This window comes from Kineosporia mesophila (assembly GCF_021129235.1).
Lineage (GTDB): Bacteria > Actinomycetota > Actinomycetes > Actinomycetales > Kineosporiaceae > Kineosporia > Kineosporia mesophila.
Genome location: NZ_JAJOMA010000023.1, coordinates 1 through 14,833 on the forward strand (window position 1 = coordinate 1; position 14,833 = coordinate 14,833).

A 14,833-nucleotide genomic window follows, 5' to 3' on the forward strand; every position below is an offset into this window, starting at 1 on the left:
CCCACGGGGGGGGTGATCGCGGGACGACTCGCCGATCTCGCTCCGTGACGGGTGCCCGGGCCCGTCGCGGAGCCCGCTCGCCACCTGCGAGGCTTGGAACATGAACGGCCCCTCGGACACCGATCTCGTGCTCGCTGCCCAGAGCGGGGACGCGAGCGCTCTGGGAACCCTGCTCCAGCGGCACCGGGCAGGGATGCTGGCGGTCGCGGTGGGCGTGCTGGGGTACCGGCCGGAGGCCGACGACGTGGTGCAGGATTCCTGCATCAGCGTTCTCCGGGGTCTGGGCCACCTACGCGAGCCGCAGGCTTTCGGTGGATGGGTTCGCACCATCGTCCTCCATCAGGCCCGTCAGCACGTGCGCTCGCGGGCGGCCGTTCCCATGAGCGACCTGGACGCCGTGCTACCTGGGCTGAAAGAGCTGGATCCGGCTCGGCTGGCGGAGAAGCACGCCGTGGGCGACTGGGTCTGGCAGGCCCTGAATCAGCTCTCGCCCGAGCACCGGCTGGTCACGATGCTGCGGTACTTCACCACGGCCACGTCCTACGAGCAGATCGCCTCCATCTGCGACGTGCCGGTCGGGACCGTCCGCAGTCGCCTCAGCCACGCCCGCTCCCGGCTGGGCGAGGCCCTGAGCGCGAGTGCCGATCTGGCGTACGAGGATCATCGCGCGCTGACCCGGGCGCGCCGGCGTCAGGCCGAGGAGACTCTGGAGGCGGGTCGGACCGGCCGGTTCACCGAGGCCATGGCCGCGATCTGCCGGCCCACGCTCGAGACGGTCTGGGGCAAGGGCAAGCGAACCCACGGCCTGGAGTACCCGACCTTCGCGATGTACCGGGACGTCGGCGACGGTGTGAGGTTCGAGGTGGCTGACGTGGTGGTCGGCCGGGACGTCGTGATCTGGGAAACGCACCTGATCAGCCCGCCCGAAGACCCGACACACTGCCCGCCGTCGGCGTTGTGGGTTCATTCGCTCGCGGACGGTCTCAGCGATCGGCTGCGGATCTTCCATCCGCGATCGGCGGTGCGCCTGTGACCCGGTTCACGGCAATCCGCGTGCCGGGGAGGTGAACTTTGGTGGGTCGGGTCGCATCCCTCACCAGACCGCCCCACCTGTGTCTGGAGATTCAGTGAGCCCTCAGAGTCTGACCCCTGCCGTCCTCGAAGGCATCGAGGCCGAGTTCATGTACCGGTACCAGGCCGAATGCCCGCAGGCCACGCAGGAGCAACTCGGCATCCGCACCGCCCGGATCAGCGGCGGGGTGGCGCTGTCGATGCGCCACGACCCGACCCACTACTGGAGTAAAGCGCTGGGATTCGGGGTCGAGGAGCCGGTCACCGGTGCCTTGATCGAAGAACTGGTCGCGTTCTACCGGGCCAATCAGACGGTCCGGGCCGGCATCCAGATCGCTCCTGACGTGCTGCCCCCGGACTGGGACGGCATTGCTGAGGCCCATGGCCTGAAGGCCGGCTCGGGGATTCACAAGCTGGCCGGCCGGATCGAGGACCTGACGCTCGGAAAGAGCGACCTGCGGGTGGAGGAGGTCGGGGCCGAGCACGCGCGGGAATGGGCCACCACTCTGCTGAACGGCTTCGGCATGCCGTTGGAGGGTCTCCGCAGCATGACGGCGGCCATCGTGACCAACCCGGCCTTCCGTTCCTTCGGCGCCTGGGACGGAGACCGGCTGGTGGCCGTGGGCAACCTGCTGATCCGCGGGTCGGCCGCATCGCTGAACGCCGGCGCCACCTTGCCCGAGTACCGCGGTCGGGGGGCGCAGTCGGCCCTGATCGCGGCCCGGGCCCGGGCGGCAGCGGACGCGGGTTGCGCCTGGGTGATCGCTGAAACGGGCGAGAGCGGATCGTCTTTGAACAACATGCGCCGTGCCGGTCTTCAGAGCGTCTACCTGCGGCGGAACTGGATCTGGGAGGCCTGATCACGGGCCGGCCCAGCCTACGCGCGCGACCCGGTGACGGTGGTCAGGTACGTTCTGCTCCACGAACGCGCTCGCCGGGTCGCGGCGTACCGCCCAGGATGGGGTGGCCCGGGGCGGGCCGAGATGTCATGCAACGCAACGGGTCAGATGTGCACTCGCACGCTTCTGGTGGCCGCGCTTCCTTCCGGCTCGCCCATCAACGAACCGTCACCATCCACAGAGCGGGTAGTCGCATCGGGTGTCCGCTGGCTACCCGGTGCCGAAATTGTCTACGGCGATGCCATCTGTGGTCAGTCGTCGCCCTCTTCGCGGTGCTCGCTGTCCTGCTCGTGCGCCTCCTCATTGCCGAACTCGGCGGCTATGGCGGTGCCTCCGGCGCCAGCAATGACCCCGACGAGCAGGGCGCCACCCACCAGCAGGGGAATCCGGCGCCGGGACGACCAGGCCGTTGCCTGAGTTCCAAAGCGCCGGGACGGCGCCGGGTCTGGAGCGGATGCCGCAGCGGTGGTTTCTGCGGTAGTAGGTTCTTCCGGGGTTGGGGTCGAGTCGTTCATGGTGGCTTCCTTTCAGGCGGTGGTTCCGAGCAGGTCATGGGTGATGCTGGAAGGCGGCGTGCGCTCGACGAAGTACTCCTTCCCGGCCACCCGCTGGAACACGGGGGTGGGCAGGCTGAGCAGGAGACGCAAGGTGCGCGGTCCGGAGTCGGAGCTGGCCTGGCTGGCGTGGGCTTGTAGGGCACGGCGCTTGGCCTTCAGATAAGGGCGCACGTCCACCTGGTGGGTTATCTCCTCACGAGGGGTGAAGGCGGTCTCGAAGCGCTGGGCCTCGACCGAGTCGAGCAGCCCCGGCACCCACCGGGCCAGCCGGACGAAGCGGAGCAGGGGCTGCCGGGGTAGTGTTGCCTCGAGGACGCAGGGAGTACCGGCCAGGAACGCTGCATGCATCCCGGCCCGGTGCACCTGCTGGTGGTCCGGGTGCCCGTAGCCACCGGCTGGGTCGTAGATGGTGAGGGCATCGGCCTGCTCTTCCTCAAGTACCTGGGTCAGGGCCGCGGAGGCATCCTCGACGGGAAGCCGGCTGAAGGTCCCCTCATCTGGTACGTGCCCCGGGATCCATCCGGAGTCGGGCAGGGCGAAACGGACCACGCGAGCGCAGCCCAGCGCGCCGGCCGCCCGCTCAAGCTCTTTCACCCGCGTTTGCCGCAGGTCGCTGCCACTTGCCGCGGTGGAGGCCAGGCCAGCCTCGCCGTCGGTGGCAAAGGCCAGCACCACCCGATGTCCCATCGCCGCGACCCGGGCGAGAGTGCCGCCGGTGAGCAGCGCCTCGTCGTCGGGATGGGCATGGAAGGAGACCAGCGTTCGAGTCCGCATGATTTCGACGATGGCACGAGGCCGGCCCACTTGTCCCGGTCAGGCCACCAGATGGTCAGGCTTTGTTCAGGGACCCTTCCCATCAGGAATTGTTCAGACTCTCCGTAACCTGATCACTGTTGTGCAGGAACTCAGTGGCGGGGGCCGGGAGCGCACTGTCATGGCCCGGACTGCCCGCCCCAGAGATGTGGAATCGCTTGCTGGGCAGGTGGTTCTGGAAGGTAGGGGCGGGATCATAACCCGGGCCGCGGTTCCAGCTACGACGACGCTGCCTTGCGGATCGGCCAGTCGAGAGAGTCGTGTACAAGGCGGTTTCCGGCTCGGGGAGTGATGAATCCGCTGGCGATCCGTGCGGCCGATGAGCTGCGCTGGCGCACTGCCGGCCGCGGTAGACGCTGGTACGTCGCCGGCCCGTCCCGGGCCTTACGCCCGCTGGACCGGGCCGGTACCTGGCCGCCATTTCTGCCTCAGAAGGCCTTCTGTAGTAACAGTTCTCGATCCATCCGGCCGCGGAAGACGTCCTCGGTGACGGACTGGCCCGCTGTGCCCGGTACTGGCCCACCCTGATCTCGCTCAGGCCGATGGGGCCGGCGGAGGTTGCACCCATGTTCCAGCGAAATCCCGCTTCCGAGATCTACCCACAGGATCTTGGCTCGGACGTTCAGCCCTCGTTCTTGACGATCGCTGGGGAAGTCCGCCGTTCGAGTTGCTGCCGTACCAATGACGCGGCCGACATGCAGAGGACGACGAAGAGCCAACCCCCGAGGACGTCGGTGGGCCAGTGGACGACCAGCGCGACCCGGCTGGTCCCCACCGCTAGCGCCCATCCCACCGCCAGGACGATGAGCAGGGCCCGGCTCCACCGGCGCTGCAACAGGGGCCGTCCGATCATGATCAGCAGGGCGGCCACGAATGCGGAGGCCGTGGTGTGGCCGGAGGGGAACGAGGAGCTGGAGATCTGGATCAGCCGCTCGTCCGGCCGCGCCCGGCCGATGAGTTCGACCACGACGTTCCGGGCCAGGACCGTGAAAAGCATCGCACCCCAGACGAAGAGCGCGTCGCCACGACGGCCCCAGACGAACAGCAGCAACCCCAGGACGGTCACCGTCGGGCCCAGGAGACCAATCCCGCCCGTGACCGTCACCCCCTTCATGGTCGTTACCCAGGCCGGGTGGGCCTGGGCGAAGGAGAGGGCGGCGTCGCTGACCCATCGGTCGCAAGTGGGCAGCGTTGCCGCGGGATCGGAGACCAGTACGGCCAGCAGGACGAAAAGTGCCGCTGCAGTGCCGAATATCAGGGTAAGGATGGGGCCGGAACGGTGATGGGCCGGCGCCACCCTGGTCGATTCAGTAATGCCCGGCCTCCTCGCGGCGTCCCCGGCCGCGCGCCCGCAGCAGCTCGATCGCGACCGGGACGATCGAGATCACTACGATACCGAGCAGGATCAGCTCGACGTGGTCCTTGACGAAGGCGACCTGCCCCAGGAAGTAACCCAGGAGCGTCACCCCGCTGCCCCACAACACCCCGCCGATCAGGTTGTAGGTGATGAAGGTGCGGTAGTGCATCTGGCTGGCACCGGCGACAACCGGGGTGAAAGTGCGCACGATCGGGACGAACCGGGCCAGGACGATCGAGCGGGGGCCGTACTTGGCGAAGAATTCTTCCGCGCGGATCAGGTTCTCCTGTTTGAACAGCCGCGAGTTGGGGCGGCGGAACAACGCCGGGCCAACCTTGCGGCCGAAGAGGTAGCCGAACTGGTCTCCAGCCACCGCGGCGACGGAGATCAGTAGGCACATCAGCCAGAGCGGCTGGTGCAGGTACGTGCCGTCGGCGATCAGCAGGCCTGCGGTGAACAGCAGCGAGTCACCGGGCAGGAAGAACCCGATCAGCAGGCCGGACTCGGCGAACACCACGACCAGGATCCCGAACACCCCGAAAGTGGAGATGAGGTTCTCGGGGGTAAGTATGGAAGGCATCAAGCGGTCCTCGTGCTAGTAGACGTCGGTGCTCGCGGGTGCCCGGCCGGGAACCTGAGGGGTGGGCTCCCGGCCGGGCGTGGCCCCAGCCTGATGGCCGGACTCTGAACGTGACCTGACTCCTTCGGCGCTGAAGTCAGGTCTGGTTCAGGCGAGGGCGCGGACGCTGCGACGATGGTCTCCATCCCGGTGTCGCCGCGCGTGCTGCTGATCGAGGGTGACGTGCATCTGGGCGGCGGGATGGTGGCCCTGCTGGCCGAGAACGGTCATCAAGTGGCCTGGGTGCAGTCCGTGGCGCAGGCCCGCTCGGCGATCGAGGGCGCTACGGTCGATCTGGTCCTGCTCGACCTGGGGCGGCCCGATGGCGACGGGTCTGACCTGTGTGCGCTCCTGCGGTCGCGGCATCCTCAGGTGGTGATGATGGTCGTTACGGCCCGGTCGAGCGAGGCCGATGCGGTGCGGGTGCTGGACGAAGGCGCGGACGACGTGGTGCTGGGGCCATTCGCTGGGTAAGTCGAGTTGATTCTTCGAGACTGTTTGATCTGTGAACGCTTTCGTGGATGGGGCTTCAGAACAACTGGCTGACGGGGCATCCCGTCAGGATCTGTTCAGGGGTGCCGGGTCAGGGTTGTACATGTCTCCGGTATGTCGATGCGAGTGGTGAAACGGTCATGAAGATCCTGCATGTCACCGATACGTTTCTGCCCGTTCTGGGGGGTATTGAGGTTTTGGTCGACGACCTGTCCCGTAACCAGCGGCGGCGCGGCCTCGAAGCCACCGTGCTGACGGCCACCCCCGGCCCATCGGGCTCCGAGGTGGTCCGGCTGTCCGGCCGCTTCGCAGGGCTGCGGGAGGCCTTCGCAATGGTTCGTCCCGACGTCGTGCACTGCCACAGCTCGGTTCTCTCGCCGCTGGCCTGGCGGGCGGCGCGGGAGGCCGGCGCTGCGGGGATCCCGGTGGTGATCACCATGCACTCGATCGTTGCTCCGGGTGGGATGGGTTCTCTGGCGCTGTCTCTGGCCACGCGGTTGATCCCGGCCGGGGCCGCGTGGACGGCGGTCAGCGAAATCGCGGCGGCATCCATCCAGTCGATGGTCCCGGACGGTGTGCCCGTCCTTCCCAATGGGATCGACGTGAGTGGTTGCCGCCCGGCCGCAGTCGGAGCTTCGGAGGAGCCTACGGTGGTGAGCGTGATGCGCCTGGCCCATCGCAAGCGCCCGCTGGCCTTTGTCGGGATGCTGGCTTCGATGCGCCGGCAGTTGGGCGACCGGCCCTGGCGGGCGGTGCTGGTGGGGGACGGGCCTCAGGCTCGGGCGGTGGAAAAACGTGTTAAGGCTGAGGGTTTGATCGATCGGGTGACTCTTGCCGGTCGGCTGGGAAGGGATGAGGTGCTGGAGGTGCTCTCACGGTCCGACCTGTACCTGGCTCCTTCCCGGTTGGAGGCCTTCGGGCTGGCTGCGCTGGAGGCCCGGTGCAGCGGCCTGCCGGTGATAGCCATGCGCAGCGGTGGGGTGGGCGAGTTCGTCCGCGACGGAGTGCACGGATACCTGGTGGAGGGCGACGTCGAGATGGCCCGGCGGGCTGCCGATCTGCTGGCTGAGCCGGCCGTGCTGCGGCAGATGGCCGAGGCCTGTCGCCGGGACCGTCCCGACCTCGACTGGAACGCCACCGTGGCCCGCAGTTTCACCGCCTACCAGCGGGCTTCGGCGTTTTCCCGACCAGGCGATCAGGCGAAATTCAGGGTGCCGTTGGCAATATGAGAAACATGGATGAGTTACGGCCGTTGCAGGATGAGGAAATTGCCGAAACCCTGCTGCGGAAAAATGCTTCAAGGATCGTTGTGCGGGGATGCGGCACCGCTGGCCAGGATTCCTGGTCGCTGAACGAGGGCACTGGTCTTGACCTGCGCGGGCTCAACGGAGTGCTCTTCCTGGACCGTCGCAGTGGCCTGGCCGAGGTCGAGGCCGGCGTGACGTTGGGAGCGCTGGCCACCCTCGCCGAGCGAGGCGGATGCGTGCTCCCGGTCCGGCCCCCTTCTCTCAGGGGCACGGTGGGCGGCGCGATCGCCACGGACTGCTTCGGCGGCAACCACCCGAGCGCCGGGTCGTTCGGTCACCAGGTGCTCTGGATCGACCTGATGAACGCACGCGGCCGGGTGCATCGCCTCTCGCCGGAGACGACTCCGGAGCGGTTCTGGGCGACCGTCGGCGGGATGGGCCTCACCGGAATCATCCTGCGGGCCGGGCTGCGCCTGCAGACTGTGGGTTCTGCGGCCCCGGTGCGCCGGACGGTGCGGGTGGACAGCCTGGACCTGGCGGTGCAGCAGCTGAACGAGAATGCTTTTTCTGGTGAGAATCTGAACAGCACGGTCTGGACGCAGCGGGGTGGGCGAGGGCTGATGGAATCCGAGCATCAGGTGCAGGGACAGCGTCTGCCCCGGAGCGCTCGGTGGGGTCAGCGCGAGGGCGTAGGGCGGGACACCCGCCGACGCCTGGCCCGGCTCGGGCAGGCCCTGCACCCGGCCGAGCTCGGGCAATCCTACCCGGGCCTGTTCGGACTTGTTCGGCATCACTGTGCGATCCCGCTCGGCGCGGACACTACCCTGGCCCGGATCTTCGGGTTGCTGAAGGCGGCGCGAGTGGGGCCGGTGCTGACGACCTTGCAACGTCTCGGGGCCGGCAATCCGGCTCCCTTATCTTTCCCTCTCCCAGGATGGGCTCTGGCGCTGAACTTTCCCTCTGGCCGGGCGGGTCTTCCGGCCACGCTCGCCGACGTGGACGCTTTGGTGATGCAGGCCGGTGGACGCCTACATCTGGGCCAGGACTCCTGGCTGGACGCGCCCGGCGTGGCGGCGATGTATCCCGGGCTACCGGGCTGGCGCCGGGTGCGGGACGAGATGGATCCCGGCCGCGTCTTCGCCTCGAACCTGGCAATTCGCACCGGACTGGTGGAGTAGCCATGAAAACTTTTCTCATGCGTGAATGGACGGTCTCGACCGAGTCCACGGGAATTCTGCTCATGGGGGGCTCCTCCGAGATCGGGTCGGCGATCGCCCAGCGGCTGAGCGGGACCCGCCCGGCCCGGATGGTGCCGGCCGGGCGTTCCGGTCCCCGGCTGCAGCGGCACGTGCGCGAGCTCGCGGCTCAGGGGCACTCCTCGATCGTCGCATTCAGCGCTTTCGACCCGCTGCAGTCCGGGGAGACCCGCCCCACCGGCCATCGGCTGCTGAGGTCGATGAGTTGCTCGTCTTCCCGCTGTCTCTCGTCCGACCAGCGTGACTTCTTCTACGCGACGGAGCGCTGAGCATGATCGTGGGCCCTTCAGCCCGCGAACTTCCGGGAGGAACAGCTCACCGGTTCGTATCGCTGCGGCCCGCATCTGCGCCGAATCGTCTGACGCTCCGGGCCGGCCGGGGGATGTGCGCCTACGGGTCCTGCCCATCCAGTACCGCGCCGGAACCCGACACCACCTCGGTACGGTCGCGCTTACTGATTGTCAGATACCTCACCGTGGCGCTGATCGCCAGCAGGAACAGGATGCTGGTCACCAGGGCCATGAGAGGTCAGTTCAGAATGAGATGCCGAAGGCAGATCCATGGGCCGGCAAGGGAAAAGAAGGCCTGATGGATGTCGGTGCCGCGTTCGTAGCGGACGCTTGAATCCTTCAGCCAGGCGAAGGTTCGCTGGACAGGCCGGCGGTGGAGCCCACACCGGTCCGAGCGACCCACAAGATCACCTCCGGGACCGCCCGGTTGTCCGTACGTAGCCGCCCAGGGTGACGGGACCGTCGTTCCCGCACGAGCAGCAATGACGGGCGTTCCTGGCAGCAGGGACCGGGAAGGCCTGGCTGGACCGGGCTGCCCCGGCGCGTCGGATTTCTTTGTGGTTCGGGCGGATTGAGCTACCGGTAGAGGCGTGCGCTGGTTCGGTGGTGGCCCCGTCGTATCAGCGTTCGCCCTTGGTGCTTTTCCCGGCTGAGAGACAACTCCGGACTTCTGGTTTCAGGCGTATGGCCAGCTCGACTGCTTTGCGGGTGCCGATGACGCTGATGATCCAGTGGGTCTTGGCCACGACCAGAATATGGGTCATTGCCGCACTGTGAATGGCTTTTCGCAGGCCGGGGTCGTCTGTGTAGGCCTCGATCCCGGTGACCGGGCCGGCCGGGACGCCGACGTCCCGGGTTTGCTCGATCAGCTGCCGGGCCAGCGGGCTTGGTTACGAAGCCGATGTCATCCGGGACGCCCGCGGCACGCATCCGGGCGGGCTCACCGGCCCAGGACTCCGGCAGATACCGGCGGCGTCCGATCAGGACGTGCCTGGCGCTGGCTATGTAGGTCAGATGGACTGCGAACTGATAGTTCTCGATCCGTCCAGTGATCCCGGAGTACTGCCGCCGGGTCCTGTCGGTGGCCGTGGACGGGGCAGGTTGCACGAGGCCCAGACAAGCCGATGGGCCAGGCGGCCCATCGGCGTTCAGATGAGCTGGGTCAGGGGAGGGCGGGGAGAGCTCCCACGGTGACCAGGGCGATCAGTGCAAGTCCGAGGACGATGCGGTAGATCACGAACGGGCGGAAGCTGCCGTGGCTGAGATACCGGAGCAGCCAGGCGATCACGGCGTAGCCGATGACGAAGGCGATCAGGGTGGCGGCGATGGTGGGACCCCAGGCCGGGGTGTTACTGCCGCCGATCTTGGTGAGTTCCAGCAGTCCGGAGGCGAGCACGGCGGGGACTGCCAGCAGGAAGGCGTAGCGGGCGGCGGCCTCGCGGGAGTAGCCCAGAAGCAGACCGGCGCTGATCGTGCCGCCGGAACGCGAGACTCCGGGGATCAGGGCCAGGCACTGGGCCAGGCCGATGGTCACGGCGTGCGGGAGGTTGAGATCCTGCATGGTGCGCTCGCCGCGGCCGAGCTTGTCGGCGATGCCGAGGATCACGCCGAAGACGATCAGCGTCAGGGCGATGACCCGCAGGTCGCGGAAGGTGGTTTCGATGGTGCTCTGCAGCGCGAGGCCGATCAGGCCGATCGGGAGAGTGCCGAGGATGACGTACCAGCCGATCCGGGCCGCCGGCTCGCGGCGCAGGGCGGGGCGGCGCAGGGACTCCAGCCACGTGGTGACGATTTCCCAGATGTCCTTGCGGAAGTAGACCAGGACGGCGGTTTCGGTGCCGAGCTGGGTGACCGCGGTGAAGGCGGCGCCCGGGTCCTGCCAGCCGAGCAGCGCCGAGACGATCCGGACGTGGCCGCTGGAGGAGATCGGGAGGAACTCGGTCAGGCCTTGAACGATGCCCAGGATGATGGCCTGGCCCCAGCCGATCACAGCGCGGCCCCGGGGACGGTGCGCAGAGCAGCGGTGGTGGAGCGTTCCTGGCGGACCAGGGCGACGATCAGGGCCAGGAGGACGAGGGTGACCGGTCCGGTGCCCAGGTGCAGGCCACCGTCATGCACGGGGACGGCGCCCCAGTCGGCGAACGAGGCGCCGAGGGGGCGGGTGACGATGTAGGCGGCCCAGAAGGCGGTGGTGGCGTTCAGGGCGGCGCCTCGGTGCAGCAGGTACGGCGCGGCGATCGCGGCCAGGAAGAGCAAGCCGGAGTCGAGGTAGCCGAGGCCCAGGGAGTTCGCGGTCAGGTCGCCGGCCGCGGTGCCGAGGGCGAAGGTGGCGATCACCGTGCTCCAGTAGAAGAGCTCGCGCCGAAGGGTGGTGATGTCGTGGATGGAGAGTGTGCGTTCGGTCCGGTACCAGGCGGTCAGGATCGCGGCGACGGTCAGGGCGAAGGCGATCGTGGTGGTGAGGTATGACAGACCGAGCACGACCCGGAGACCGTCCGCCGCGACGGTGCCGAACACACTGACCATGGCCACCGTGCCCCAGTAGACCCAGGGTAGGTAGCGGTCGGCCCGCAGCTGTAGCAGCAAGAGCCAGATCAGGGCGGTGCCGGAGATCGCGACCAGAGCGGCGGCGAGCAGGACCGGGCGCGTGCCCATGAAGTCGGAGGCGGCCTCGCCCATCCCGGTGGTACAGATCTTGATTGCCCAGAACATGGCAGTCGCTTCGGGCACTTTGCTGAGGATGGGGTTGTTTGCCCGTACTGACGGCGGCGTGTGTGGCTCGGTCATGAGCGAAAGACTGGGTTCACGACTCTGAACGAAGCCTGACGCGTTTTCCCGGGGAGCGGCTTTCCTGGGAGAAAGTTGAGCCATGGAGGACGACGGACGTCACCGCGTGCTGGTGGTGGAAGACGACGGTTTGCTACGTACCACGCTTGAGCGGGGGTTGCGGCGGGCCGGGTATCTGGTGGATTCGGTGTCGACGGGAGGTGCGGCAGTGACGACGGCGCGAACGTCGGGGCCGGATGCCGTGGTTCTGGACATCGGGCTCCCCGACGCCGATGGCCGGGATGTCTGTCAGGCGTTGCGGGCCCAGGGCTGCGCCGCGGGGGTGGTGTTTCTGACTGCCCGCCACCACACCGACGACGTATTGTCCGGGTTCGCCGTCGGGGGTGACGACTACATCCGCAAGCCGTTCGAGTTCGCGGAACTTCTGGCCCGGGTGGCCGGGGTGATCCGCCGGCGCCCGTTCATGGTCGCTCTGAACGAGAAGGAAGGGGAAGAAGAGCGTCTTCAGGTCGACCCGGCGACGCACTCGATCCGCTACGGCGAGAGGACCGTCTCGCTGACCCCCACCGAGTTCCGTTTTCTCTCGTGCCTGATCGCCCGCCGCCCAGAAGTGGTCCGCCGCGCCGAGCTGATCGCTGCGGGCTGGCCCGGTGCTGCCCACGTCGGCGAAAACACCCTCGACCAGTACGTCACCCGTGCCCGGCGCAAGCTGGCTCAGGTGGACTTCCCGCAGACCCTGGAGAACGTACGCGGAGTGGGGTACCGCCTCCAATGATCCTGAAGCGTCTGTGGTCCAGATTTCAACCGAGGACGCTCTCGGGTCGCCTTGCCCTCGGCGGAGTGTTCTGGATCGCTGCCTGGGCCGTGGTGCTCCTGCTGGCCTTCAACATCCTGCTCGCCAGTGTGCTGGCCAGCCAGGTGGACGACGCCCTGCGGGCGCGGGCCCAGGCGGTCGCGGCCACGCTGGTCTACAGCGACGGAAGGCTGACCGCGCTGAACGGGGGCAACAATAGCGACGAGGCCCTGGACGTCGGCACCTCGGTCTATCTCGGCGCCACCCTGTTCGAAGGCACCCAGTTGTCCGCGGAAATGCGGTCCGACCTGCTCCAGAAGAGCGAGGTGATCGAGGACAGCGAGCGCTACGGCCCACTGCGCTACCTGGCGTATCCGATCTTGGACGATCGCGGCGGCCAGGTGGGGACGATCGTGGTGTCCAGCAACATCGACATCCGCAACCACACGGTACGGGTGATCGCTGCAACGTCACTCGTGTTCATCGTCCTCACATTGGTTTTCACCTTTTTCGCCCTCCGGGCCACGATCGTCCGTGCTTTGACCCCGGTGAGGGCCATGGGGACGCGGGCCGCCGCCTGGAGCGAGGAAGACCTGGATAAACGGTTTGATCCGGGCGCGGGCCCGCGTGAGCTCCGAGAGCTGTCGGGCACCCTGAACGGGCTGCTCGAACGCATCGCGGCGGCCTTGCGACACGAGCGCAATTTCACGGCTGAGTTGTCGCATGAACTGCGCACTCCTCTGGCCCATCTGCATGCCGAGGTCGACCTGCTGGCGGTGGGGGAGCCGCTCGGGACGCTGGAGAGGGAGAACCTGCTGACTTCGATCCGGCGGCTGGAGGGCCTGGTCGAAACTGCTTTGGTACCGGCCCGGATCGATCACAACGCGGCGCCCGGACTGGGCCGGGTGAGTGATGCTCTGGAGGGTTTGCGGGCCCCGGCGTCGGGTTCGGCCGAACTCGTCGTCGCCGGAGATACCGGCATCACCCTGGCGGTGGAGAGCGACATCGTCCGTCGGGCCCTGAATCCTTTGCTGGAGAATGCCTTCCGCTATGCCTCCCACGAGGTGCGGATCGACGTCTCGGCGGCCAACGGGCACGCCTTCATCGAGGTCAGTGACGATGGTGGACGTTTGGGCGTGGCGGATCTGGAGCGGGTCTTCGAGCCCGGTTTTCGCGCGGATGCGGCCGACGGGCACCCGGGTGCCGGCCTCGGTCTCGCGCTCACCCGCCGGATCTGCCGGGCGGCCGGGGGAGACGTGACGGCGCGGGTCGAGGACGGGCGCACGGTGTTCGTCCTGCGCCTGCCCAGCATCTGATCCGGGCTGCTGATCCGTCAGGCCGTTTTCAGGGGCCGAAACCTACCTTGAGAGAATGACCTTCGCACTGACGGTGCTGATGTCCCAGCTGGTCCCGCTGGCCGTGCTGCTCCTGGTCGCGGTGATCTTCGCCGGGACCGGCCTGTTGTTCGGGTTCTTTTTACCTGGCGAATCAATCCTTTTCGCCGCCGGTCGGCTGGCCGCGGTGGTGGTCTTCCGGCCGCGCCGGCGGGCTCAGGGCGCGACCGATCGCCCGGTGGAGAGGGAGCTGGTTCAGGTATGAGTCAATCCGTGATGCTCCGGCCACCCGGCGAGGCGCCCAAGCAGCTTCGAGGATCGGGTCGCCGGACCCTCCTGCACCTGACCGCCGTGACCGTGGGCGGCGGCATCGTGGCCGGGCTCTTCCCGTCGTTCATGGGAACCCAATGGGGGGCCATCGGTTCCGCCCTCGCTGACGTCCCCGTCCTCTGGCTCGTAGGCCTTCTGGTGCTCTGGATCGCCGGGCTGGGGCTGCACAGCATCACCTTGTCCGCAGCCCTGCCGGGGCTCAGCCATCGCCGGGCCCTGATGCTCAGCCTTACCGGGAGCGCGGTTTCGAACGTACTGCCGCTGGGTGGTGCGGCCGGGATCGCTCTGAACTACCGGATGAGCCGCCGCTGGGGTTTCGCCCCGCCCGCCATCGCGGCCTTCACCGTCGTCGCCAATGTCTGCGACGTCGTCATGAAGCTGCTCCTGCCCTTGGCCCTGGTGCCTCTCGTCGTGGGCGGCTTTCTGCCGCAGGCTTTCGGCTCGCCTCGGGTTCTGGTGGTTGTGGCCGGCCTGATGGCTCTGGTCGCGGTCGGGGCCGTCGTGCTGCTGACCCGTGAACACTTGCTGCACCGTCTTTCTGAGAAGGTCTTGTGGTTGCGCAGGCCGTTGACGGTGGCCGAGAAGGTGGCCTCGGCCGCCCGTCGTGTCCTGATCCAGGCCTGGCCGCGGCTGAGTGCGGGCATGGGTCTCTACACGCTGTTCCTGCTGCTCCTGCTGGTGGCCTGCCTGCACGCCGGCGGAGCGCACATTCCCTTGGCGCTGGTCTTCGCGGCGTTCTGCGGCGAGCGCTTGCTGACAATGATCGGCCTGACTCCGGCCGGTCTCGGGTTCGTGGAGCTCGGCCTGGCCGGTGTTCTGATGCTTGCGCCCGGTGTGGTGGGCGTGGACGTGGCTTCGGGAATTCTGCTGTACCGGCTGCTGACCGTGGGGCTGGAGATTCCGGTGGGTGGGGCGCTACTGGCCTTCTGGACGTGGAGCAGTTCGCGGTCCTAGGGCTTCGCCGCAACAGCGGAAAAGCAGCGCAATG

General features: G+C 67.8%; 18 protein-coding genes and 1 pseudogene. 10 read left to right on the top strand and 9 right to left on the bottom strand.

The annotated features are described in order from the left end of the window. Positions 1–100 precede the first annotated feature (100 nt). Entirely contained in the window at positions 101–1,033 is a 933-nt protein-coding gene (locus tag LR393_RS26580; RefSeq protein ID WP_231487464.1) for an RNA polymerase sigma factor, read from the top strand. 94 nt (positions 1,034–1,127) lie between these two features. Further along, positions 1,128–1,931, top strand: coding sequence for a GNAT family N-acetyltransferase (locus LR393_RS26585; RefSeq protein ID WP_231487469.1), 804 nt, complete (start codon positions 1,128–1,130; stop codon positions 1,929–1,931). Between the two features lie 290 nt (positions 1,932–2,221). Here the strand turns inward: LR393_RS26585 and LR393_RS26590 are convergent, their stop codons facing one another. From LR393_RS26590 to LR393_RS26605, 4 genes are all read right to left on the bottom strand, one after another. Further along, positions 2,222–2,485 carry a hypothetical protein gene (locus tag LR393_RS26590; protein ID WP_231487471.1) on the bottom strand — a complete coding sequence of 88 codons (264 nt, stop codon included), beginning with the start codon at positions 2,483–2,485 and terminating at the stop codon, positions 2,222–2,224. Between the two features lie 12 nt (positions 2,486–2,497). Continuing rightward, a complete protein-coding gene (locus tag LR393_RS26595; protein WP_231487481.1) occupies positions 2,498–3,301 on the bottom strand; it encodes a PIG-L deacetylase family protein in 804 nt (267 codons plus the stop codon). Positions 3,302–3,962: 661 nt separating this feature from the next. After that, positions 3,963–4,445, bottom strand: coding sequence for a phosphatase PAP2 family protein (locus tag LR393_RS26600; RefSeq protein WP_231487482.1), 483 nt, complete (start codon positions 4,443–4,445; stop codon positions 3,963–3,965). A 202-nt stretch (positions 4,446–4,647) separates the two neighbouring features. Then, complete coding sequence (locus LR393_RS26605) at positions 4,648–5,277, bottom strand: DedA family protein (RefSeq protein ID WP_231487484.1); 630 nt, start codon at positions 5,275–5,277, stop codon at positions 4,648–4,650. Positions 5,278–5,451: 174 nt separating this feature from the next. On the opposite strand from LR393_RS26605, the gene LR393_RS26610 reads away from it, so the two are divergent. The 4 genes from LR393_RS26610 (at position 5,452) to LR393_RS26625 (ending at position 8,580) form a co-directional block, all read left to right on the top strand. After that, the gene (locus LR393_RS26610) at positions 5,452–5,790 is read left to right on the top strand and encodes a response regulator transcription factor (protein WP_231487490.1); all 339 of its coding nucleotides are present in this window, start codon (positions 5,452–5,454) and stop codon (positions 5,788–5,790) included. 158 nt (positions 5,791–5,948) lie between these two features. Then, a complete protein-coding gene (locus LR393_RS26615; RefSeq protein ID WP_231487493.1) occupies positions 5,949–7,037 on the top strand; it encodes a glycosyltransferase family 4 protein in 1,089 nt (362 codons plus the stop codon). A gap of 5 nt (positions 7,038–7,042) precedes the next feature. After that, entirely contained in the window at positions 7,043–8,233 is a 1,191-nt protein-coding gene (locus tag LR393_RS26620; protein ID WP_231487495.1) for an FAD-binding protein, read from the top strand. Between the two features lie 17 nt (positions 8,234–8,250). After that, positions 8,251–8,580, top strand: coding sequence for a Rossmann-fold NAD(P)-binding domain-containing protein (locus tag LR393_RS26625; RefSeq protein ID WP_231487497.1), 330 nt, complete (start codon positions 8,251–8,253; stop codon positions 8,578–8,580). Between the two features lie 121 nt (positions 8,581–8,701). On the opposite strand, the gene LR393_RS35775 is transcribed toward LR393_RS26625, so the two are convergent. The 5 genes and pseudogenes from LR393_RS35775 to LR393_RS26640 all read right to left on the bottom strand — a co-directional run bounded on the left by LR393_RS35775 (position 8,702) and on the right by LR393_RS26640 (position 11,331). Continuing rightward, entirely contained in the window at positions 8,702–8,824 is a 123-nt protein-coding gene (locus LR393_RS35775) for a hypothetical protein (RefSeq protein WP_269327949.1), read from the bottom strand. A 397-nt stretch (positions 8,825–9,221) separates the two neighbouring features. Further along, positions 9,222–9,365, bottom strand: coding sequence for a hypothetical protein (locus LR393_RS26630; RefSeq protein ID WP_231487498.1), 144 nt, complete (start codon positions 9,363–9,365; stop codon positions 9,222–9,224). Positions 9,366–9,495: 130 nt separating this feature from the next. Then, positions 9,496–9,708 (bottom strand): annotated as a pseudogene (locus LR393_RS37205) (transposase); the annotation flags it as partial. Between the two features lie 55 nt (positions 9,709–9,763). After that, positions 9,764–10,588, bottom strand: coding sequence for an undecaprenyl-diphosphate phosphatase (locus LR393_RS26635; protein WP_345718730.1), 825 nt, complete (start codon positions 10,586–10,588; stop codon positions 9,764–9,766). Beyond that, positions 10,588–11,331 (bottom strand): COG4705 family protein, encoded by a 744-nt coding sequence (locus LR393_RS26640; RefSeq protein WP_231487507.1) that lies wholly within the window; start codon positions 11,329–11,331, stop codon positions 10,588–10,590. The genes LR393_RS26635 and LR393_RS26640 overlap by 1 nt, the downstream gene beginning before the upstream one ends. A 139-nt stretch (positions 11,332–11,470) precedes the next feature. Between LR393_RS26640 and LR393_RS26645 the strand changes: the two genes are divergently transcribed. From LR393_RS26645 to LR393_RS26660, 4 genes are all read left to right on the top strand, one after another. Further along, positions 11,471–12,163, top strand: a complete 693-nt coding sequence (locus LR393_RS26645; protein WP_231487509.1) for a response regulator transcription factor — start codon at positions 11,471–11,473, stop codon at positions 12,161–12,163. Between the two features lie 65 nt (positions 12,164–12,228). Beyond that, a complete protein-coding gene (locus LR393_RS36685) occupies positions 12,229–13,497 on the top strand; it encodes an ATP-binding protein (RefSeq protein ID WP_231487517.1) in 1,269 nt (422 codons plus the stop codon). 55 nt (positions 13,498–13,552) lie between these two features. Continuing rightward, complete coding sequence (locus LR393_RS26655; protein ID WP_231487519.1) at positions 13,553–13,780, top strand: hypothetical protein; 228 nt, start codon at positions 13,553–13,555, stop codon at positions 13,778–13,780. Further along, positions 13,777–14,799 (top strand): lysylphosphatidylglycerol synthase transmembrane domain-containing protein, encoded by a 1,023-nt coding sequence (locus LR393_RS26660; protein ID WP_231487531.1) that lies wholly within the window; start codon positions 13,777–13,779, stop codon positions 14,797–14,799. The genes LR393_RS26655 and LR393_RS26660 overlap by 4 nt, the downstream gene beginning before the upstream one ends. Positions 14,800–14,833: the final 34 nt, after the last annotated feature.